21 protein-coding genes and 1 pseudogene are annotated in these 18,961 nt (G+C 69.3%); 3 read left to right on the forward strand and 19 right to left on the reverse strand.

Features of this window, described 5'->3' with window-relative positions:
* Positions 1–140: 140 nt before the first annotated feature.
* From HUT10_RS12705 to HUT10_RS12750, 10 genes are all read right to left on the reverse strand, one after another.
* Entirely contained in the window at positions 141–749 is a 609-nt protein-coding gene (locus HUT10_RS12705) for a hypothetical protein (RefSeq protein WP_176171388.1), read from the reverse strand.
* A 57-nt stretch (positions 750–806) separates the two neighbouring features.
* Positions 807–1,268, reverse strand: coding sequence for a hypothetical protein (locus HUT10_RS12710; protein WP_176171389.1), 462 nt, complete (start codon positions 1,266–1,268; stop codon positions 807–809).
* Complete coding sequence (locus HUT10_RS12715; RefSeq protein WP_176171390.1) at positions 1,268–1,591, reverse strand: HK97 gp10 family phage protein; 324 nt, start codon at positions 1,589–1,591, stop codon at positions 1,268–1,270. Before HUT10_RS12715 ends, HUT10_RS12710 begins: the two co-directional genes overlap by 1 nt.
* Positions 1,592–1,594: 3 nt before the next feature.
* Positions 1,595–1,939, reverse strand: a complete 345-nt coding sequence (locus tag HUT10_RS12720) for a hypothetical protein (protein WP_176171391.1) — start codon at positions 1,937–1,939, stop codon at positions 1,595–1,597.
* Positions 1,939–2,367, reverse strand: a complete 429-nt coding sequence (locus HUT10_RS12725; RefSeq protein WP_176171392.1) for a hypothetical protein — start codon at positions 2,365–2,367, stop codon at positions 1,939–1,941. The genes HUT10_RS12720 and HUT10_RS12725 overlap by 1 nt, the downstream gene beginning before the upstream one ends.
* 64 nt (positions 2,368–2,431) lie before the next feature.
* Positions 2,432–3,364 (reverse strand): phage major capsid protein, encoded by a 933-nt coding sequence (locus HUT10_RS12730; RefSeq protein WP_176171393.1) that lies wholly within the window; start codon positions 3,362–3,364, stop codon positions 2,432–2,434.
* A gap of 111 nt (positions 3,365–3,475) precedes the next feature.
* Entirely contained in the window at positions 3,476–4,108 is a 633-nt protein-coding gene (locus HUT10_RS12735) for a phage scaffolding protein (protein ID WP_176171394.1), read from the reverse strand.
* A gap of 36 nt (positions 4,109–4,144) precedes the next feature.
* Entirely contained in the window at positions 4,145–5,296 is a 1,152-nt protein-coding gene (locus HUT10_RS12740; protein WP_176171395.1) for a hypothetical protein, read from the reverse strand.
* The gene (locus HUT10_RS12745) at positions 5,280–6,800 is read right to left on the reverse strand and encodes a phage portal protein (protein ID WP_176171396.1); all 1,521 of its coding nucleotides are present in this window, start codon (positions 6,798–6,800) and stop codon (positions 5,280–5,282) included. The genes HUT10_RS12740 and HUT10_RS12745 overlap by 17 nt, the downstream gene beginning before the upstream one ends.
* Positions 6,800–8,305, reverse strand: coding sequence for a hypothetical protein (locus HUT10_RS12750; RefSeq protein WP_176171397.1), 1,506 nt, complete (start codon positions 8,303–8,305; stop codon positions 6,800–6,802). Before HUT10_RS12750 ends, HUT10_RS12745 begins: the two co-directional genes overlap by 1 nt.
* Positions 8,306–8,399: 94 nt before the next feature.
* Here HUT10_RS12750 and HUT10_RS51840 point away from each other — a divergent pair, with 94 nt between their 5' ends.
* Positions 8,400–8,534 carry a hypothetical protein gene (locus tag HUT10_RS51840; RefSeq protein WP_303246961.1) on the forward strand — a complete coding sequence of 45 codons (135 nt, stop codon included), beginning with the start codon at positions 8,400–8,402 and terminating at the stop codon, positions 8,532–8,534.
* A 94-nt stretch (positions 8,535–8,628) separates the two neighbouring features.
* Here HUT10_RS51840 and HUT10_RS12755 read toward each other — a convergent pair whose 3' ends face one another.
* A complete protein-coding gene (locus tag HUT10_RS12755; protein ID WP_176171398.1) occupies positions 8,629–9,222 on the reverse strand; it encodes a galactosyltransferase-related protein in 594 nt (197 codons plus the stop codon).
* A gap of 211 nt (positions 9,223–9,433) precedes the next feature.
* Here HUT10_RS12755 and HUT10_RS12760 point away from each other — a divergent pair, with 211 nt between their 5' ends.
* Positions 9,434–9,637: a hypothetical protein gene (locus tag HUT10_RS12760; protein ID WP_176171399.1), complete on the forward strand. Its 204-nt coding sequence runs from the start codon at positions 9,434–9,436 to the stop codon at positions 9,635–9,637.
* 55 nt (positions 9,638–9,692) lie between these two features.
* Here HUT10_RS12760 and HUT10_RS12765 read toward each other — a convergent pair whose 3' ends face one another.
* On the reverse strand, positions 9,693–10,706 hold the full coding sequence (locus HUT10_RS12765; RefSeq protein ID WP_176171400.1) for a glycosyltransferase: 1,014 nt from the start codon (positions 10,704–10,706) through the stop codon (positions 9,693–9,695).
* Between the two features lie 39 nt (positions 10,707–10,745).
* Here HUT10_RS12765 and HUT10_RS12770 point away from each other — a divergent pair, with 39 nt between their 5' ends.
* A complete protein-coding gene (locus HUT10_RS12770; protein WP_176171401.1) occupies positions 10,746–11,438 on the forward strand; it encodes a hypothetical protein in 693 nt (230 codons plus the stop codon).
* A gap of 8 nt (positions 11,439–11,446) precedes the next feature.
* Here the strand turns inward: HUT10_RS12770 and HUT10_RS12775 are convergent, their stop codons facing one another.
* The 7 genes and pseudogenes from HUT10_RS12775 to HUT10_RS50900 form a co-directional block, all read right to left on the reverse strand.
* A complete protein-coding gene (locus HUT10_RS12775; protein WP_176171402.1) occupies positions 11,447–12,007 on the reverse strand; it encodes a hypothetical protein in 561 nt (186 codons plus the stop codon).
* Positions 12,008–12,264: 257 nt separating this feature from the next.
* Positions 12,265–12,789, reverse strand: coding sequence for a hypothetical protein (locus HUT10_RS12780; protein ID WP_176171403.1), 525 nt, complete (start codon positions 12,787–12,789; stop codon positions 12,265–12,267).
* Between the two features lie 447 nt (positions 12,790–13,236).
* Positions 13,237–15,960, reverse strand: a complete 2,724-nt coding sequence (locus HUT10_RS12785; RefSeq protein WP_176171404.1) for a hypothetical protein — start codon at positions 15,958–15,960, stop codon at positions 13,237–13,239.
* Positions 15,957–16,706, reverse strand: coding sequence for a hypothetical protein (locus HUT10_RS12790; protein WP_176171405.1), 750 nt, complete (start codon positions 16,704–16,706; stop codon positions 15,957–15,959). The genes HUT10_RS12785 and HUT10_RS12790 overlap by 4 nt, the downstream gene beginning before the upstream one ends.
* A 589-nt stretch (positions 16,707–17,295) precedes the next feature.
* A complete protein-coding gene (locus tag HUT10_RS12795) occupies positions 17,296–17,541 on the reverse strand; it encodes a hypothetical protein (RefSeq protein ID WP_176171406.1) in 246 nt (81 codons plus the stop codon).
* Positions 17,538–18,482: a recombinase family protein gene (locus tag HUT10_RS12800; protein WP_254897457.1), complete on the reverse strand. Its 945-nt coding sequence runs from the start codon at positions 18,480–18,482 to the stop codon at positions 17,538–17,540. The genes HUT10_RS12795 and HUT10_RS12800 overlap by 4 nt, the downstream gene beginning before the upstream one ends.
* A 69-nt stretch (positions 18,483–18,551) precedes the next feature.
* Positions 18,552–18,902: pseudogene (locus HUT10_RS50900) on the reverse strand (recombinase family protein); the annotation flags it as partial.
* Positions 18,903–18,961: the final 59 nt, after the last annotated feature.

The raw sequence follows: 18,961 nt of genomic DNA on the forward strand, positions 1-18,961 counted from the left end.
AAAGGGGTGGGCAGCCCCGCCCCGCACGCCGTCAGGTGCGCACGGAACGGGACTGCGTCTGGAGACCTGCGGGACCGCGCCGTGTCGATCCCTTTCGGATGGCTCCCCGCGTCGTTTCGCGTGGACAGGCCGGGGCTCGGTCAGGGGCCGACTTCGTCGATCACCCGGATCGGGCTGATCGACTCCGAGACGAAGAACGCCTGGAACTCCGCCTTGAGCGCCTGCTGGTTCGCCTTCTCCCAGTTCAGCGCCGTGTCACCCGACGGCAGAGCCTTGCGCAGGATCGCCCGGCGCTTCAGCGACCGCGAGCCGTCGGTGACGTCCGGGCCGAGGCCGTCGACCAGCAGCGTCCGGTACGGCGCGCGGTTCGCGGTCTGCCCGGCGTTGAGGTCGGACACCGCGTAGTTCGCGCCGGTCGGCCCGGCCGTCATGTTCCACGCGTAGGCCAGGTTGGTTCGCGTCATCTCGGCGAAGTTCGCCGTGGCCTTGATGTCGCGGTCGGTCAGCCGCGCGCCGAGCTTGTCGACCAGCTGGTCACCGGTGAGCGGCGTCCAGGTCGGCGCGATGTTGACGTTGGTGCCGCCGAGGGTGATGCCGGTGTCGTACCAGGCGCTCGCCGCCGGGGCCAGGTTGATGTCCGTCAGCGCGGGCTCGTAGCTCAGCGTCGGGTCGAACGCGAATCGGTAGATGTACAGCCGGGCCGGACCCATCACCAGGTTGCCGGGCTGGAGGCCAGAAATGTCGGCCATGATCACTCCAAAGAGGACTGTGGGCCGTGTGGCCCGGAAGGTTGGGGTTCAGTCCCCTCACGGGGTGCTCTTGGCGACCGGGACCCAGTGCAGCACCAGGTCCAGGGCGTACACGGCGTAGTCGCCGAAGTCGCCGTACGCCCGCCTCGGCTTCCCGAGGAGGTAGGCCGTCTTCACGACGGCGTTCTCACTGCACGCCGGGAGCGGCACGAACCACGGCTCCAGCCGGTAGGTCCCCGCCTGCACGCTCAGGGCGAGGTTGCGTGCCTTGTTCCACGGCGGCGCATCCGTGCCCGGCGTCATCGCCCACGCCCGCACGTCCATCACCGGCGACTCCAGCCGGTACTCCGGCACGGTGTCGCCGCCGGCCACCGCGACGGTCAGGAACCCCGACGCCGCCCAGGTGCTGATGTCGCGCGGCAGCGTCTCCCCGACCATCCCGGCCGTGAAGCCGCTCAGCTGCGCCAGCCACGCCATGGTGACCGCCTCGTCCGAGGCGTAGAGGAACGGCGCCGTCATCACGCACCCCGCCTGCGGTAAAGCGCCGGGCGCAGGTACGGCTGCGGAGGCACCATGTCGCCGGTGAACACCGTCTCGCCGTCCGGGCCGCGGTAGGCGACGCGGTGGCCTTCCTCGACGTACAGCGCGTAGTTGAGGTCCGATCCGATCCGCGCGGTGTCGCCGTTGATCTCGCTCGACAGCGACTCGCGCAGGTGCCCGGTGTCGACGGGCACGAGGCGCTTGGCGTCGTCGAGGACTTCGCCGACGAGCTGGCCGAACAGCTCGCGCACGTCGGCGGCGATCTTCTCCCGCCAGTCCGGGGCCTCGTGGTACTCCGCCACGGCTCACCCCCCGTCGTCGCCAATCCGCTTGAGGTCCAGCTGGACGTCCGGGACGCGGCCGGCCGCGCGCGGCCGGGTCACGTTCTGCACGAGGTACAGGACGCCGTGCGTGTCGTCCCGGACCCGGTCGCCGGTGAGGACGTCCGTGGTGGACGGCATCGCCGCCTTGCCGACGCGGACCACCCTCGCGGTCTGCGTGGCCGGATCCCACACGCGCGAGTCGCGCTCCTCGATCGCGGCGAGTACACCGGTAGCGGCCGGGGTGGTGTTGTCCGGCACCGGGTCGCCGAAGTCCGACGGCGTGGTGCCCCGGTAGATCGACGCCCGGCACGTCGCACGCGCCCACATCAGATCCCCCGCCAGGCGCCCGGGTCGTCACCGTCGTCGCCGTAAACGTCGCGGCGGCGGTCGACGGCCTCGGCGGGCGCGCGAACGTGCAGCGAGCCGGAGCCGATCCATGACACCCGCCGCAGCGCCTGCGTCGCGTGCGGGGCCAGGGTCAGCCAGGTCTCGGTGCCCTGCGTCGACTGGCCGCCGCCGGTAGAGGTGATGTCCTGGCGCTCGAACTGGTCGGGCTGGGCGGGCTGCCAGGCGGCCTGGTAGGCCACGGCGAGCTTCAGCCAGTACTTGTCCCGGGCGCCGATCCGGTCGGCGTCCATCGGCAGGCGGCCGGCGTAGGTGTCGATGACGGCCTGCGCCGAGAGCAGCTCGTCCTCGTCGACCGTCGCCTTGGCGTAGGTCTTGACGTCGGCGACGGTCGCCCAGGTGTCCGGCATGGCCAGCTCCCTCCCGGCTCGGGGCCGCGCAGCGGCACGCCACGCGGCCCCGTCACGCCGTCCGTCAGCCGATGACCTGCATCGAGAACGCGCCGGGCGCGCCCACCGCGAACGCCTTGCGGGCGCGGAAGTACAGGACGTTCTCGTCGGTGTCGACGCCGATGCCGGTCTCGGCGTCCTGGAAGTTGACCGCCAGCGGGTTGCGGTCACCGACCTGGAGGTACTGCCGGTTGCCGTAGACGATGAACGGCTTGCCGGTCGGCGCCTGCGACCCGGCCGCGCTGGTCTTGCAGCCCATCGACCACTGGAGGTCGTAGCCGAACAGCTTCGGCGTGCCGCCCTGGCCACCGCCCGCGGTGCCGTTGGACGACTCGTTCAGGATCGGCGACCCCGAGTTGTCCTTGATGCCGCGCAGGATCTGCTTGAACGCGGGGTGGGCGATGACGATGGTCTCGGCCTCGTCGAAGTAGTCGCCCTGCTCGTACACGCCCAGCGACGCCGACAGGTTGTCGTAGGTCGCGGCGGTGGCGCCGGTCGACAGGTTCGTGCCGCCGGTGTAGCCGGTGACCGTGTCGTTCTGCGTGAGGATGTAGTACAGCGAGTCGAACAGCCACCCGCTGGTGGCCTTCGCCGCCGTGATGCCCAGGCAGACGTTGTCGAACAGCTTCGCGTACGAGGTGCCCGCGTCCACGCTCTTGGCGTCCACGATGGACGCCAGCGAGTCGGACATGTCCTCCTCGGCGATGGTGACCTTGCCACCGATCTTGTCCGAGGCCAGCAGCACCGAGTCGTTCGGCGAGCTGTCCGCCGGGGCGGAGGTGGACTTCGCCCAGCGGCCGAGCACGACGCCGCCGGAGCGCGGCGTGTACTTGGTGTTCGAGCCCATCGGCACGTGGTGGCCGAAGCGCTCCACGGCCGAGGTCTGCTGGACCTTCTGGATGACGTCGGGGTTGGTCTCGATCGGGATCCAGCCCGCCCCGGTGAAAGCGACGGCCATGACGGCCCTCCGTTTCTGTTGGGATTGCAGGGAAAGGCACCGCGATCCCCGTCACGGGTGCGGTTGGATGCCCTCACGGGCTGCTCTGTGGTGCTGGGGTGGCGAGCTGGATCAGCCGCCGTAGCGGGCGGCGATGATCTCGCCCGCGGTCTTCTCGGTGGCGGCGGTGGTCTTGCCGCCGGGGGTGAGCTTGCCGGGGCGCGGCTTCTCGCCTTCGCCCTCGGCCTTGAAGAACTCGGGGTACTCGGCCTTGACGCGCTTCACCTCGGCGTCGAGGCCGGTGATCTGGCCCTTGTCGTCGATGTCCAGCTTGGACACGTCGAGCAGTCCGGCCAGCGCGCCGACGCGGTCGGTCTTGGCGTCGGCCTCCAGCAGCGCCGCGCGGGCGCTGGCCTTCACGGCGGTCGGCTTGTACCGGGCGGCGGCGGCCTCGTCGGCCTCGCGCTTGGCCTTCTCGGCGTCGGTCTCGTTCTGCTGCTGGAGTTCCTTCAGCTTCACGCGGCGGCTGGCCGACTCGGCGTTGACGCGGGACAGCTCGGCCTGCTGGGCCTCCCACTCGGCCTTCGTCGGCGGCTTCCACTCGTCGTTCGTGCCGCCGCCCGTGCCGTCGCCGCCGCCGGAACCGCCGGTGCCCTGGCCACCGTCACCGCCGGTTCCCGTACCTCCGCCGCCACCGGTCCCGCCGTCGCCGCCCGCCTCGCGGGCGAAGCGCCGGAACCGGCTGTTGAGCGTCTTGATCGCCATCTCGGCGTCCCTTCCTCGAATGCGCCCGCCAGCGGGCTACCTGGTGAACCGGCCGCGTTTCACGGCCCGCTCGGCCCGCGCCTTCACCGACGCAGGCACCCGCCACCCCGAGGGCGCGGGAGAGTTCTTGCCGGACCCGATGCGGGCCAGCAACCGGTCGGCAGCGGCCAGGCGGACGTTCTCGGACTCGGTCGGCAGCGCGTCGCCGCGCAGGATCGACCTCTCGGCCTCGCGCCGCAGCGCTGCCGGAAGGTCGAACGCCGCGGAGTCCGCGGCCGCCGCTGCGGCTCGCCGGGCCGCGTCGACGGCCACCTGGTCGCCCTTAGCCTGTGCGTCCTTGATGGCCTCGTCCCAGTCGTGGGTGACCCGCCGGGCGGCGGCCTCGTCATGCCCGAGCCAGGGCGAGACCCGGCAGCGGCAGTACGGATGCCGGGGCGGCCGCTCCAGCTCGATGTCGACCAGCTCGCCGTCGGCGTTGTAGTCCTTCGGCTGGCACGCCTTCGCCCCGAAGGTCAGGTGCCAGTCGAACGCGTCGCCGGGGTAGATGACGTGGCCGGACAGCGCGAGGCACGCCACGCACGCGTCCCGCTCTGCGATCCACACCAGGCGGCCGCCGACGTGCTCGGCAGCGGCGGCCAGGCCCTCGTTCAGCTCGTCGTTGGTGACCGTGCGAGCAGCCCGCTCGACGATGTTCCCGGCCTGGTCGGCGACGGCCAGCTGCCGGTTGATCGTCTTGAAGCTGCCGCGCTCTAGCGCCTCGACGAGGTCGGCCGCCTGCGCCAGCTTTGCCCGCGCCGCCGCCGTGGCCTCGTCGATGTGGCGCCGCGTCTCTTCGCGAACCCGATTCTCGAGATTCCGCTGTGGAGCGCCTGCCTCGATCAGGCCCTGCGAGACGCCGAGCACCCGGGCCCGCTGCGCGAAGTCGAGCAGCACGGGAGCCGGGTCGATCTGCACAGCCCGGATGCGGGCCGCCAGCTCGGCGGTGTACGCGTCGAAGTCCTCGCCGGACCGGAGCCCCCGGGGCTTGCCGAACCGCTTGGACCAGGCCACGTGCGCCCACGACAACGCGGACTTCAGCGCGTCCCGTACCGGCCCGGCAGCGGCCAGCGCCGCCGCGTCCTCCAGAGACAGGGCTTCGCCGTCGTGCTCGACGATAACGGTCGGGATGACGCTAGCCGGTGCCGTCATCGTCCGGGCCCGTCACGTCGCCGACTAGCTTCGTGATCACCTGCTGGACCGTGGCCTGGTCCATGAGGCCGGCCGCGACCGCCGAGGCGAAGTCACCGACCGCAGTGCCCAGCTGGGCGACCATCGCGATCCGCTGTGGCAGGCCGCCATCGCCGTCGTCGAGCCACCGCTTCACGTCGTCGGGCTTGTAACCCAGCCCCATCAGCGACTGGCCGACCGGCACGCCGACTTCCTGTTCCTGCTTGGCCTGGTTCAGCTTCGTGGTCTTGTCGGTCGACTCGATCGGCGCCCACGTCAGCGTCACCGGCGCGTCGTCCTCGCCGAGGATCTTCAGCACGAACCGGTAGAAGGCACGCCACGTCGGATCGAACGCCGTCCGGCGGCGGCGGGACTTGTTGTCCAGCGGCTCGTTCGCGGTCTTCAGGCTCTCGCCGCTGGGGATCTGCCCCGTGCGGTCGAACAGGTGCAGCGGCGTCTTGGACACCACCGAGCCCTCACGCAGGTACGCCTCGCGGCGGTCGAGGAACACGGCCGGGCTGCCCGGGTCGAGCTGTTTGACGTCGCGGTAGCCCTCCAGATCCCAGAACGAGCCGGGCTCGCTGGACAGCTTCGACTTCCGGTCACCGGTCGTCGAGCTGGTTCGCTGCCCGTCCGGGCTGGCCAGAAACTCGTCCTCGTCGAGGTCGTCGACTGGCGACGGGCCGGGCTTCCCGGCGTCGCGCAGGCCGAGCCGCTGCGGGAGCGTGTTGAAGTCGACGCCCGCCATGTCGCCGATTTCCAGCTTCAGGAGCTTGTTCTGCGTGCCGTAGAAGCACTTGTGCTCCGGCGTGCCGTACTCGCCCGGCAGGCCGGTGCCGTGGAAGTGGAAGACCGGAAAGCCGTACGGGTTCTCCTCGACCGCGTCGCGGCCCTCGGCCTCGTACGGCTGGAAGTCGCCTGCCTTGCTGGACCGCGCGCCCAGGGAGATGTAGTGCTCGATCCGGTCGGCATAGAGCAGGTCCACCCGCGTGCGCTTGGCGCCGACCGGCGTCCTGACGACCCACTTCTGGATCGCAACCCGGGGCGTGCCGGGCTCGTCCTCGTCGTAGAGCACGCGCATCGCCTTCGGCGAGTGCACCGAGATCAGCACCTTGCCCTTGACCGGGTTGCCCGCAGCGTCGAGCACGGGCCACGCGGACAGGTAGCTGTCGCCGAGCTGGAGCGCCCGGCGCATCACTGCCGGCCTGACCTGGGCCATGTTGTTGGCCTCGTCGACCTCGGCGATCAGCTTCGTGCGCGCCTCGGTGTCGCTGGTGATCGCCTCGACCGTCAGCTTGTCCGCGACCGCGTCGATGACCACATCTCCGTGCAGGGTCTCGAACTCGACGCCCTGGTCACGAAGCAGCCGACGCACGCGGCGGGAGGTGAACACCTCCTCCACCGGGCCGTCGCTGTACGCCTTGGCCTTGTCGTAGCCGGGCGCGGCGTCGTCGATCGCCTTCAGCGCGTCGTCGAGATCCGACATCAGGCCGCCCCCTCACGTGCGCTCGCCCGCTGCGGCGGGGCATCGGTCTTCAGGAACACCTCGACCCCGGTGCCGACGGCGTCGACGAGGTCGTCGTGGGCGTCGAGCGGGAACTTCAGCATCTGGGCTTCGAGCTGGTGCAGCCGTCGCTCGTGGACGACGCGTCCGCGCTGGTACTTCGCCAGCAGCGACCCGGCGCGGACTTCCTTCGGCCGGTCCTGGTGGACGGTGCGGACCTTGACGGGCAGGTCGTGCAGGATCGCCAGCCAGGTGTCGCCGCCCTGGTTCGTCTCCACGACCACGCCGGTGATGTCCGGGTACTCGTTCAGGATCTCCAGCACGCGCAGGCGCAGCTTCTCCCCCGGCGGGATCTTCACCTGCTGGGCAAAACGCACCACGCACACGCGGTCCGGGCCCGGCAGCGTCGCGCCGATCACCGCCAGCGCGGTGAAGTCACTCTTCGCCTTCGTCGTCACCGCCGGATCGATCGACAGCAGCTGCCGCACGATCGGCAGATCCGCGCGGTAGACGAAGTCCTCGCCGGTCCAGAACGCGGTGTCCGCGGCCATCGGGTCGTTGCGCATCTGCGACTGGAAGGAGCGGGTGTGGCGGACCGTGTTGATCCACGCCATCGCCCAGCGCTCGGGCCACAGGCTGCGCTCGGTGCCGTCCTCGCCGGTCTGGATGATGTCGTAGTAGCGCGGGGTGAACCGCTCGTCGTCGACGTAGTCCGGGTACTGCTCGCCGCGCTGCTTCGCGGCGATGTCGTCGATGATCGCGCCGGGGATGGCGACGGTGCCGGCCATTGTGACCGAGGCCAGGTTGTTCATCGGCAGGATGCCCGACGTGATCGTCTTGAGCCGGGATTCCTTCTGTGCCGGAGAGTAATTGCCCTCGGTGCCCTCGACGTCGTCCAGAATGATGTGGTCCGGCCGCCGGTTCTCGATCTTCAGGCCGAGCACCTGCGAGTCGATACCGCGGGCGGTGAACACGAACCCCGAGGCGGCGACGTACATGTGCTGCGAGTCCGACACCGTCGTGCCCGACGGACGCCGGGCCGGGGTGCACAGCTGCGGGAAGTCCGACCGCAGCAGTGCGTTGTTCTCCAGCTCGCGCTTGAAGCTGCCGAGGTGGTCGGTGGCTTGGGTGTCACTGTTCGCGAACGCGGCGACGAACTTGCGGTGCCCGTGGGCGGCCATCCACATCGGGAAGATCAGGAACCACCACGTGCTCTTCCCGAGCCCGCGCGGGGCGATGATCGCGTCCCGCAGGTCGCCGGGCGCGAAGGCGCTGATCGGCGCGACGTAGCGCTGGGCCAGCTCGCACCACTCGTAGTGGGCTTCGCTGAACGTGATCTGCTCGCCAGTCTCCTGGGCCCGCAGGTGGTGCGGCAGGTAGATCAGGGCGAAGAGCAGCGGGTCCAGCTCGGTCAGGGCGCGGCGGCCTTCCGGCAGCGCCAGCAGCCGCTCGTCGAGCCCGGCCAGGTGAGCGTCGAGGTCGAACATCGCTCACCTGCCCGACGAAGTACGCAAGTTATTTGCGATTGCAATCCTGTGTAATGCCCGGGCTCCAGGGCCAACCTTTGTGAACGAGAGAGAAATGGCCCTGGCGCTCGTGATGCTCTACATCGACGCGCTCGGCGACATCATCCAGGAGACCAACCCGACCACGGCGACGCTGTTCAAGCTCGTCGCCACGATCTGCGTGATCGTGGCGATCCGGAAGAGGAGGTAGCCGAACGTCCGCTCGGCGGAGCTGGGTGCCACCCACGCCGCGCTCGTGCGCGAGCCTCGGCCGGTGGCACTACCCGGCTCCGCCGGGCAGCCGGTCAACCCCAGGTCGCGGCGAACAGCCGCACGTTCGGGTTGTCCATCGACAGGTCGTGGTGCGTCTGCGGGTGCCAGAACTGGACCAGCGGCGTGCCGGGGTACGTCTGCGGCGCGGTGCGCGGGACGTCGCGCTGGAGGCGGTACCAGAAGTCGACGTCCTCGTAAGCCCAGCCCTCGTAGCGCTCGTCGAAGCCGCCGACGCGGTCGAACGTCGTACGGGTGAAGGCGACCGGGCCGACGCACGGCGACGCGAACAGCTCTGGCTCGGGGTGACCGTAGGCGTGGCCGGCCACCGCCCAGCCCTTGGTCGCCGCCTCGTCGACCGAAGTGCCGCGGTCGAACAAGAGCGTCCACGGCTGGACGTCCAGCTCGGCATCCGCCCACGCCACCGTCGCGGGGCAGGGCGCCATGTCGGCGCCGAAGCACACGAACCGGTCGTACTCGGCCGGGGCAACGCGTACCGCGTTGTTGATCGCTCGCGACACAGAGAACTTCCCGCGCGCGGCGAATTCCGGGTCAGCCGCCACGATGAGGTCGCAACCGGTGCGCTCCCACTCGGCGCGCACGCGACGCCACACGCCTTCGCGGATCACGCCAGCCTCACCGGGCGGGCGTCCGAACGGGACGATGACCGCGGTCCGATTGCCCGGGCGCCGACGCACCTCAAGCGGAGTCATCACAGGAGCCATGTGACCTCCCTTGTCCCGGGCAGCGAGCCGCACAGCGGCCGCGACATCGTCAGCTGGGCTGTAACAGTGGCTGCGGCCGTCTCGATCTACGTGGAACCGACGAAACGGAGTCTCGATGTCAATCAGCGTGCGAACCGCAGCGAAGACGTACACCTACGAAACCGGGAAGATGTTCAGGGTGGGCCAGACCGGCATCCTGTCCGTCTACGACAGCCCGGCCCGCGATGCGCACGCCATCGCCGCCTTCGCTGACGGTCGCTGGCTCTACGTCGAAAACACGGAATCCTCGAAGGCCAAGACCGAACATGAGGCCGCATAAGCTCAGCTCGACGCATCGGTACCGGCGGCCGACCGACACGGCGTCGCTCTCGGAATCACGAGCTGTACGCCTTCTCCCAGCGGTGGATGTTCGCCTCGATCGTCCGGTCGGCCGCCCACTCGCGAGCTTCTTTACCGAGCTGCTCGCGCGCCTCGGCGTTGTCCACGAGGTAGCGCAGGTGCTCGGTCCAGTCGCTGCCCTTGCTGGCCAGGTGCGCGACCGGGCGGCCATAGCCAGAGACCACGCGGTACGGCGAGCCGGGGAAGTCCGAGACGATCGCCGGGATGCCGAGCGCGGACATCTCAACCAGCGCCAGGTCGCTCTTCGCCTCGTTGAAGATCGATGGCCGCAGCGGGATCACCGCCAGGTCGAAGTCCACCGCGCGCAGGAAGTCGCCGACGGACTCGTGCCAGCCGGTCCACCGCGTGCGGCTGTGGTTGCTACGGACGCGCTCCTGGTACGGGGCACCCATACAGTGCAGCTCCGCCCGGTTCCGGTAGTCCGGATGCTGAAGGAACCGGCGCAGGGGCCGGGCCAGCTCCCCGAAGTCCCGCAGGTGCGAGGCTCCGCCGCGCCAGCCGATCGTCACCAGGTCCGGGTCCGGGGCCGCGGGCTTCTCGTGGCCGAGCAGCCAGCCCGGCACCTGGTTCGGCAGCACGACGATGTCGGCGGTCGCGTTGATCGACCGGGCGTGCTCGGCCAGCCGATCGGTGGTCACGGTGATCACGTCGGCCACGGCCATGTTCTTGTGGTAGCGCTCGACCGTGTCGGCGTCGTAGAACCGCGCGGCCTGCCGGTTGGACCGGTCCACGTCGGACAGCAGGTCGTCGGTCTCGAACACGAGCTTGGTGTGGCCGGCACGCGCGAGCTTCTGCCACGTCACCGTCGCGCCCTCGTTGCAGATCCGCTGGCCTACAACCACGTCGCAGTCGCCGTTCTTCACCTCGTTCGGCACCACGCGGCCGTCGGCCATCACGTCGTGGCCACGCTTCGCCAGCTCGGAGCCGGGCAGCAGACAGCGGTAGAAGCCGCAGCCGGAGTAGTCGGCCACCCACATGAAGATCCGCACTGAACCTCCTGGTGACGGCAAATGCGCGATACTTCACGCATGCGATTCGGTAAGTTCGATGTGCGCTACTTGGGCACGGTGCTCGCGCTCGCGTTCATTCTGTTGATCATCATGAGCGTGCGCCTCGGCCAGGGCACTGAGTGGTGGGCGGCCTGGGGCCAGTGGGTCGGCGGCGTGGGTTCGATCGGTGCTGCGGCCGTAGCCGTGTGGATCGCCATCGAAGGGTGGCGTAAATCCGACCACGAACTGACACGAGCACGGGAAATTGAAGAGCAGTCCCTGGCGTCCAAGCTCGGCGTCTGGATCGGCGAGACTTTCGGTCCAGTTCAGACCATCAACATCAACATGGGTTGGGTCGATCAAAGCGGCTGGTATGCCGTAAAGGTTCGCAACGCCACCGACACCCCAATGTATGACATCGCCGTGATGGTGGACTTCGGATACCCAGACAAGCTCTATCACCATAGAAGGCCAGTACTGGGCCCCGCCTCGACGGAAGACTTCGAACTTGAACATGGTGCCTTTCAGAACTACCTCGACCGGGTTGTCGCACATATCCGTGAAACACGGAAAGGTGAAGCACACGGCGAGATAGCGAACGCACTGGCTGACACGAACACGAAGCTCGACCACTTGTACGTCATCGAGCGCGCGACGGTGAGAGTCGAGTTCACCGATGGAAATAACACCCGCTGGCGGCGAACGACACCGGGCAAGCTGGAAAAGATCTGATCCAGGCGTCAAACGCGACGACCGCTCAACTCCGCCCGCTTGGCCGCGTTCCGCTCCCGCGCCTGCCGCAGCAGCTCGGCCACGTCGGCCGGCACCTCGGTCACGGTGGCAGTCAGGGAGCCCTCGACCTTCTGCGGCGCGTCGGCGCCGGTGAGCTTTGCCAGGCGCTCGTCGAGCTTGATCAGCCGGTCCACGGTGGACAGGCGGAGCCCGTAGTCCCGGACGATCTCCTCGGTCTCCGGGTCGCGGACCACGTCGCCGTCCTTGCCCGCGGTGACCGGGGCCGGGTCGACATCGAGCAGCTCGCCGACCTTGAGCCGCAGCGCGTTCGTGCGCTCGATCAGGACGGTGCGGTAGTGCTCGGCCACGGGACCGACGCGTTCGGCGGCCTCCAGCTCGATCAGCTTCCGCACGGTCTCGTGGCTGATCGGCTCGCCTTGGGCGGTCATGAGCGCGGCGACAGCGCGCAAGCTGTGACCCTCCAGGGACAGCTCGAAGGCGCGGACCTGGCGCTCGGCCTTGGCGGCGACAGCGCCGCTGGTCTGGTGGTTGGTGCCGCCGTTGCCCATCGCGCTCACCCCCAGCGGTCGAAGACCCGGGAGCGCGGGCGCACCAGGGCGCCCGCGCTCAACCGGGGGTTGGGTCCCGGAGCCTCGCACGGCCAGGTGGTGGTCGTCGAGTGTGTCCGTGGGGCCGGGAGACGAAGAAACGGAGCTGCCTCGCCTCCCCCCGCCGAGCGTCTGTGGGATTCGGGCGCAGCTCCGCCTCGCTGTGTGACGCTACGTACTCGACAGGGCCCTGTCAACCAGTGTCGAGCAGTAGCTGGTTACGCAGCCTCGGCGGCCTGGCGGTCGATGAGCCGGAGCACGTCAGCCAGGCAGTAGCGCCCGGCGCCGTCCGGGGCGATCCAGCCGCGCCAGCGCCACGTCCGTACCCGCCCAGACCGCACCGGCGTCCCCCAGCTGCGCGTCTCTTGCTCGATCTCGGCAGGCGTGAGCCACGTCGACTCCAGCCACTCCCGCGCCGCGTGCACAGCCTCCGCACGGGACAGCCAGTCGCCGCAGGCAGGGCACTCCGCGGCCACCCGGTCGAACTCGCAGGAGACCGGCGTCCCGCACGTGCACAGCCCGAGCGGCACACGCGCCGGCCGCTCGATCCGGCTCATGACCGCCGCCTCCAGCTCGACGTACTCCGAGCCGAACGCCGCCAAGAACTCGTCCCGCAGCTCCAGCGCGTCCAGGTCGAGCGGCGGCGCCGAGCCGAAGCCGCCCTTCGTCGGGACCGCGCCCGGCCGCGAGGTCACCGCCTGCCGGGCGACGACGTGGTTCAGCAGCTCAACGATTTCGTACACGGGGCCTCCCTGACCAGGGCTGATTCCTCATGATCAGAGTAACTGGTATTCATCGATAGACAGTTACCGTCAAAGGGCCAATGTCAGCGGCAGCCGGCGCACACCACGGCCCGGTAGACACCTGTCGTCTACGTAGACATTCGCGGTAGACATCGTTTACGCAGGTCAGCACCACTTGTAGACAGGTAGGCGATGTAGACAACCCCGATCACGTGGACGCGTTCCGTGAATCGGCCTCGCGCGCACGCGCAGCTCTACTGGTCAAATTTTAGTTAGTTACCCTAAGTAACTTCTCTGCGTTATACACAAGGGTGACGCCCCGTAGTCTTTTGACCGACTCCGAGGCGCCACCCGACTCTCGCTGTCTACAGCGTCTACCTGTCTACAACATGGCTTCATCTGCGGAAATGCTGTCTACATCTGACGGGCAGGTAGACGATTCGCTGTCTACATCTCCTGCTCCGCGAGCCACGCCCGACCCGCCGGTGACAGATCGTAGCTATTGCCGTCCTTCACCACGCGCGGTTCCGCCCCGGCCATCAGCTGCGCAAGCGCGTCACCGACCAAACCGTGCAGGGACTTGGTCACCCGGACCTTGAGCCGCCCGAGAGTGATCGGCCCGTGCCGATCTAGGGCACCGGCCACGCGCACCATGGTCTTGAGCAGGTCCTTGTCGAAACCCATCTCTGAGCGGCGCACCCGGCCGCGCCGCAGGCCCTCCTCGCGCTGGGCGTCGCGGTCCATCTGCTCGGCGTGCTCGATGAGCGCATCGCGGACCCGGTCGGATTCGGCCAGCAGCGCCTTTGCGGTCGTCCAGTGCTCGACGCCGATGGCGAGGGTGCCGTCGGCCCACGCGAACACGGCGGCGACCTTGAGGAGTTGCACGGGCCGCTGCGAGTCCATCTCGTCGGGCTGTTCCTCGCCGCGTAGCACGCGCAGGCGCTGCGCGCGCAGCTCGTCGCGCACATCGGGCGCCACGGTGAAGCGGTCGAGGTCGCGGACCGGGCGGCCGTCGATCATCACGGGCACCCTCGGCGGCTCGAACAGCGGCCCTGCCCATGACGGCGCGTCGGGGTCGACGAACGGGTCGGTGCCGGAGGCCCACAGGAACCGTTGCGCGGTCCCGGTTCCGGTGTCGCCGATGAGGTGGTGCGCGATCGACGGCTGGAGCCCCACGATCAGGCTTACCGAGTAGGTCCCGCCGTCGAGGCTGCGCTGGCGGGCTTTGTCGGCGTTGGCCGTTCCGACGTGTTCACCAGACCACGCGCTGCGCAGGATGGGGCCGAGCTTCGAGGCCTCGCGCTTCTGCTCGGCGAAGATCGATTCCGCCTCGCCGGTGAAGGCCATCGCGTTGGATCGCACCCTGCGGCGGACCATGCGTTCCCGGCCTTGCTCGTCCTCCTCGGGCACGATCTCGTAGAAGGACTCCAGCAGCCCTTCGCCGGTCGACAAGGCCAGTGGCGGCGGCGCGCTCGTGAGGTGCTGGGCGACGCCGTTGCCCGCGCTCTTGCCGCCGCCGGACGCCGCGACGAGCGCGACGAACAGCCCGGCCGGTACCGGGCGTCCGATGCCGGAGTCGATGACGCAACCGCCCGGGATCTGGTCGCTCACGTAGGCCAGCGCGGCAAGGGCGACGGCGTCGGCGGACTGGAGTCGCGACCAGGCGTGGTCCCGGATCGCCCGGAGCAGCGGGTGCCGTTCGTACAGCTCGGGCGCCCAGTTGGGCAGGAGGCCCGCCGGCGGCGCCGAGGTCGGAGCGGGCGCTGGCGGCTCGTCAGGCTCCGGCGTCGGCTCCTCAGCCACGGAGACCTGCTCCCGGGTCCACAGGTCCTCGCCGTCGTCCCCGTCGCGGCGGTGCTCGCATAGCCGCTCCGGCGTCGGCTTGCGAACCTCGGCAGCGACCTCGCGCGAGCCAAGCGCCCGGTGCACCAGCAGGTCGGCCAGCTCGCTGTCTACTTCCCACTCCGCGACTTTTCGCACGAGCGTCAGCGCGTCGGCGAGCCCAGGACAGCCGTGCTGTCGCGCGAGCCACATGAGCCGGATCACGCGCTCGGTGACCATCTCCCGGATCGCGACCGGGCTCTGCCCGTGATCGAGCACGTGCAGCACCTGCTTGCCGAGCATCGCGCAATGGGCGCCGCCAGGCCGCGTGTCGACCCACGCTCGCGCAGCGGCGGCGCGCAGGTCGATCCGCTCCAACGCCTTCGCGAACGACCGCGCGACCTCGGCGGCCAGGCGGCCGTCGAACTTCTCGACCGACGGCGGGTAGCTGGCCGCCACCGACACCGTCTCGCCGAGCGAGAGCCCAGCTTCCGCACAGGACTCCACGAGCCGCTGGTGACCGGCCGAGCGATCCGGCTTACCGCCCAACGACGGCAGCGGCGCCGCGAGCGCGGTCCGCACGAGCTTAGGCAGCTCGGCAGGCGGCGCGACCCCCTCAACGGGCTCGACCCTGGCGGCCGGCGTCACCCGCGCCGCGGCGTCCAAGTCGACGCCGAGCAGCGCGGCCAGCTCCGTCGGGGCCCACCGCTTACCCGCGACGCGGACGAGACGGACCGGCGTGCCGTGCTTGCCGTTCAAGCCGCCAGGCAGCCGGAGTAGAGAGTTGTTCGAGTGCTTGGAGTCCCCGGCGTCCCCGGCGAGCGCGGGTGCCAGCGCCTTCGACAGCGCCTCGGCCTGGACGACGGCGACGGGCCGGTCGAGCTGCACGTAGACGTGCAGGTGACCGCGGCTGCCGCTCTCGACCTGTACGGCGTCGAGCTTCTCCAGCAGCGCGTGATCGGTGACCTCGCCGTCGAGGTCGGCCCAAACCACGGCCGGGTCCGTGCCGTTGACCTTGCGCCGGTGGCGCACGTTCACGCCGTGCTTGTTCGGCGCGGTGCCCCACCGCAACACGGGGACCAGGTAGGAGTCGACGCGCTCGCCGAGCTGAACGAGGGCGTCGACTTGGTCGAGGTCGTCGAGCAGCTTGTCCCGCTCGGCAGGCCAGGCGTAGAACGAATCAACCGGTGCCGACGGGCTGAACACGTAGCGCCCGTCGACGTGCTTTCCGTTGTATCCGTGGGCAACCACGGCGTAGGCGTCGGCGGCGTGCTCGCCGTGCGCCTGGTCACCAAGGACAGCATCCAGGAACGCCTCCCGCTCGGCGCGCGAGGTCGGGTACTCGATCACGCGCCACCCCCACGAACGACGCGTCGGTGGACGCGCTTCACGTCGACGCCGATCAAAACCGAGCCGAGGTCGATCCACTGGAGCATGAAGTCCAGGCCGCGGTGGTTGCGGCCTTCGCAGGAGCAGTCGCACTCTTCGCCGCGGGCGTCTCGGCACGCGGCGGTGCATACCGTGCGGGTGGCGATGTCCAGGTAGACGTCGCAGGCGCCGAACCGGTCGGCGAGGGCTTCGGCGATGAAGCGGAAGTGGGCACGGGCGATTTCCCATCGTCGCTCAGCCTTGTTCCACACGGGACGAGTGCGGCTTCCACAGATTTCCCTTATCCAGGAACGGTTTCCGGCCGAGTACGGCATCGTGACCTGGACGCGACCGTCGCGCGGCCGCAGTACCGAAACCGCCTGTGAGCTGCTAGAATGGGTGTTGGCATCCCGGTTGCTAGCAGCCGACTCGAAGCCCCCCGCGACCACCACGACGCGGGGGGTTTCGTCATTTCCGGTCTCGGGGTTGATGCGCCCAGAGGCGGACACCGCGGTCATGATGTCGCCCCAGAGCCGCCGGTACACCGACCGCGCGTCGTCATGCCGGAGCGGAATCCCGACCTTGGCGGTGAGGATCTGGACGAGCGTGTCGGTGAGCGGCCGCCACGGCGAGTCGGTGCAGCCGAGCTGGATTTCGCAGGCCGATCCGTTCCAGCGCAGTCGTGTCCGGCCCTTGATCGCGTTGTACGCGCGGTCGACGACGCTCATCGAACACCGCCCTCGGCGGCGCGGACGACCGGGCGAAGCAGGGCAGCGAGCCGGTCGCGCTGCTCGGGCTTCAGCTGGTCGATCGGCGGAGCGGCGTCGACGACGGCGCGGACGCTCGCGAGATACTTCTCGGACCGAAATTCCTGCTCAGCTTGCTTCGTAGCAGGGTGGTCGAGCCCATGCTCACGGACTCGAACAGCGAACGTGCCTTGCGCTCGCCGGGACTCCGGCGTTGTAGCGACTTTGCGAGACATCGAGATCTCCGGGCAGCTTGAACTGCCCTCCCTCGGCCTCTCTGGGCTTCAGTCGGGGGTGCCCGCGTGTCACACAAGCGGCTAGCGACCGGTAACGCATTCCGGCGTGCGTCTGAAATCTCTTAGATCATACCTCGGTCGCGATCACGAGCGACGGTGTCGACCAAGTGTGTCGGCGTAGACCGTGGCTAGTCCGCCAAGGCTGATCCGAGGAACCCGTGCTGACGCAAGCTTGTCCAAGATCGGAGTCAGCCCTGCCTGGCTGAACTGCTCGTCACGGCCGCACTGCTGACACCAGAGGCGCCAGCCCAGTCGGTCACCAGGTCGCTCACCGGTCACGAACGCGCCCCAATGGCGAGTGGTCTCCGTTCCGCAACATCGTCCGGGTTGGCAGTGCTCGAAGCCTTTTGTAACACCCATCCGCTGCCACGGCTCTTCTGCGAGTGGCGCGCGAACACGAACACCCGCTTCTGATGGCTCGCGCGGCCACCGTCGCCACACTCAACAACAAGTTCAGTATCGAAAACGACAGGCCGCCCGTCGTACGGTGCGTCCATCAGGTCGTCGACCGGCTCGCTCACACATCCACCTTCCGCGTCGTCACCCGGTCCTCGACCGGCGCGACCTGGTAACGCACGGGGTTCGGCTTGAGCCGCAGCTCGCCGAGGATCTCCGGCACGAACAGCGTCCGGGCTACGTCGCGCTTCGCCTCGATCGGCGTGTCCTCCCACGCCTCGAACGTCCGCTCCCCCAGCCCGACCAGCGGCCGCAGCACGCTGGGTGTGGTGGCGTCCTTCTCGTCCTGCTCAAGGTTCTTCACTCGCTCGACGAGACCGGGTTCGACGATCATGCCCGTCTCCACCGACATCGCGCCCGACTTCAGCGCGGCCCGCAGCTTCGCCAGCTCGGCGCGCGCCTCGGCTAGCTTGTCAGCGATCTTTGCCAGGGCCTCGTCCTCGGCCTCGCCAGAGCGCCGCAGCCAGGTGGCGACGTCGTCACGCATCAGCCAACCAACGATCACGTCCGTCGCCCATTCATCCAACGCAGCCTCGCCGATCGACGCGCAGCCGTGCTTCTGGCACGAGTAGAGCGGCTTCGGCTTCTGGGCTCGGATGATGATCAGGAAGGCGCCGCAAGGGTCGCAGCGCGCGATGCGCGAGAGCAGGTGCCGGGCTCGGCCGTCTCGCGAGGTGTGCCGCTCGGGGTCGGTGATCTTCTTGAAGACGCGGTAGTAGAGCGCCTTGCTGACGATGCCGGTCCACGTCGCGTCCACCAGGGTCGCGGGGCCGGCGTCGGGCCGCTTCCCTCTCCGGTTCGGGTTGTGCTCGCGCAGCCCGGCGTAGGCCGGGTTGATCGCCAGCCGCCGGAGGTGCTGCGGGCTGAACGGCGTGCCGGAGTCGTTGACGATGTCCCGGGCCTCCCAGTCAGCTGCGATCGCGCGGAATGAGACGCCCGCATCGAGGCGCTTGAACAGCTCCTCGATCAGCGGGGCCTCGTCAGGGTGGTGCAGCTGCTCGACCAACTCGCGGGTCTTCGGGTCGTACAGCCGCGTCCAGCCGAAGCCGAGGCGGCCGTGTGGCTTCCCCTTCGCCGCCTGCGCGGCCGCGGTGCGGCGGCCGCGGGTCGAGGTCTTCGCTGACTCGTACTCGGAGTCGACGGCGTCCTCCAGCAGGGAACGCCGGTCGCGAGGGTTGGCCGGGTCGTATACCCGGCCGTGGGTGGAGACCAGCACCTTGATGCCGCGTTCTTCGAGCAGGTCGAGCATGGTGGCCCACTCGCCGACCTTGCGGCTGCCCCGGCTTGACTCCCAGAGAACGAGATGATCGCCGCCGAACTGATCGGCTTCGAGGTCGGCGATCAGCTGTGCGAAATCCTCGCGGTCCCGCTGCGCGTACCGGCTGGCCGAGCGGTCGGAGTCGCAGTACGGCTCCCGAGCGTGATGCCGAACCGCTCGGCACCGGTGACGTTCTCGTCGTGCTGCTCATCGGTGCTCGTGCTCCG

The sequence above is a fragment of the Amycolatopsis sp. Hca4 genome (genome assembly GCF_013364075.1).
Lineage (GTDB): Bacteria > Actinomycetota > Actinomycetes > Mycobacteriales > Pseudonocardiaceae > Amycolatopsis.

Coding starts and splice junctions, on each gene's coding strand:
- HUT10_RS12760 (WP_176171399.1), top strand. CDS start 9,434: ATGTCAATCAGCGTGCGAACCGCAGCGAAGACGTACACCTACGAAACC.
- HUT10_RS12750 (WP_176171397.1), bottom strand. CDS start 8,305: ATGTTCGACCTCGACGCTCACCTGGCCGGGCTCGACGAGCGGCTGCTG.
- HUT10_RS12740 (WP_176171395.1), bottom strand. CDS start 5,296: ATGACGGCACCGGCTAGCGTCATCCCGACCGTTATCGTCGAGCACGAC.
- HUT10_RS12720 (WP_176171391.1), bottom strand. CDS start 1,939: ATGTGGGCGCGTGCGACGTGCCGGGCGTCGATCTACCGGGGCACCACG.
- HUT10_RS12710 (WP_176171389.1), bottom strand. CDS start 1,268: ATGACGGCGCCGTTCCTCTACGCCTCGGACGAGGCGGTCACCATGGCG.
- HUT10_RS12775 (WP_176171402.1), bottom strand. CDS start 12,007: ATGGGCAACGGCGGCACCAACCACCAGACCAGCGGCGCTGTCGCCGCC.
- HUT10_RS12735 (WP_176171394.1), bottom strand. CDS start 4,108: ATGGCGATCAAGACGCTCAACAGCCGGTTCCGGCGCTTCGCCCGCGAG.
- HUT10_RS12770 (WP_176171401.1), top strand. CDS start 10,746: ATGCGATTCGGTAAGTTCGATGTGCGCTACTTGGGCACGGTGCTCGCG.
- HUT10_RS12790 (WP_176171405.1), bottom strand. CDS start 16,706: ATGAGCGTCGTCGACCGCGCGTACAACGCGATCAAGGGCCGGACACGA.
- HUT10_RS12745 (WP_176171396.1), bottom strand. CDS start 6,800: ATGTCGGATCTCGACGACGCGCTGAAGGCGATCGACGACGCCGCGCCC.
- HUT10_RS12725 (WP_176171392.1), bottom strand. CDS start 2,367: ATGCCGGACACCTGGGCGACCGTCGCCGACGTCAAGACCTACGCCAAG.
- HUT10_RS12705 (WP_176171388.1), bottom strand. CDS start 749: ATGGCCGACATTTCTGGCCTCCAGCCCGGCAACCTGGTGATGGGTCCG.
- HUT10_RS51840 (WP_303246961.1), top strand. CDS start 8,400: ATGGCCCTGGCGCTCGTGATGCTCTACATCGACGCGCTCGGCGACATC.
- HUT10_RS12730 (WP_176171393.1), bottom strand. CDS start 3,364: ATGGCCGTCGCTTTCACCGGGGCGGGCTGGATCCCGATCGAGACCAAC.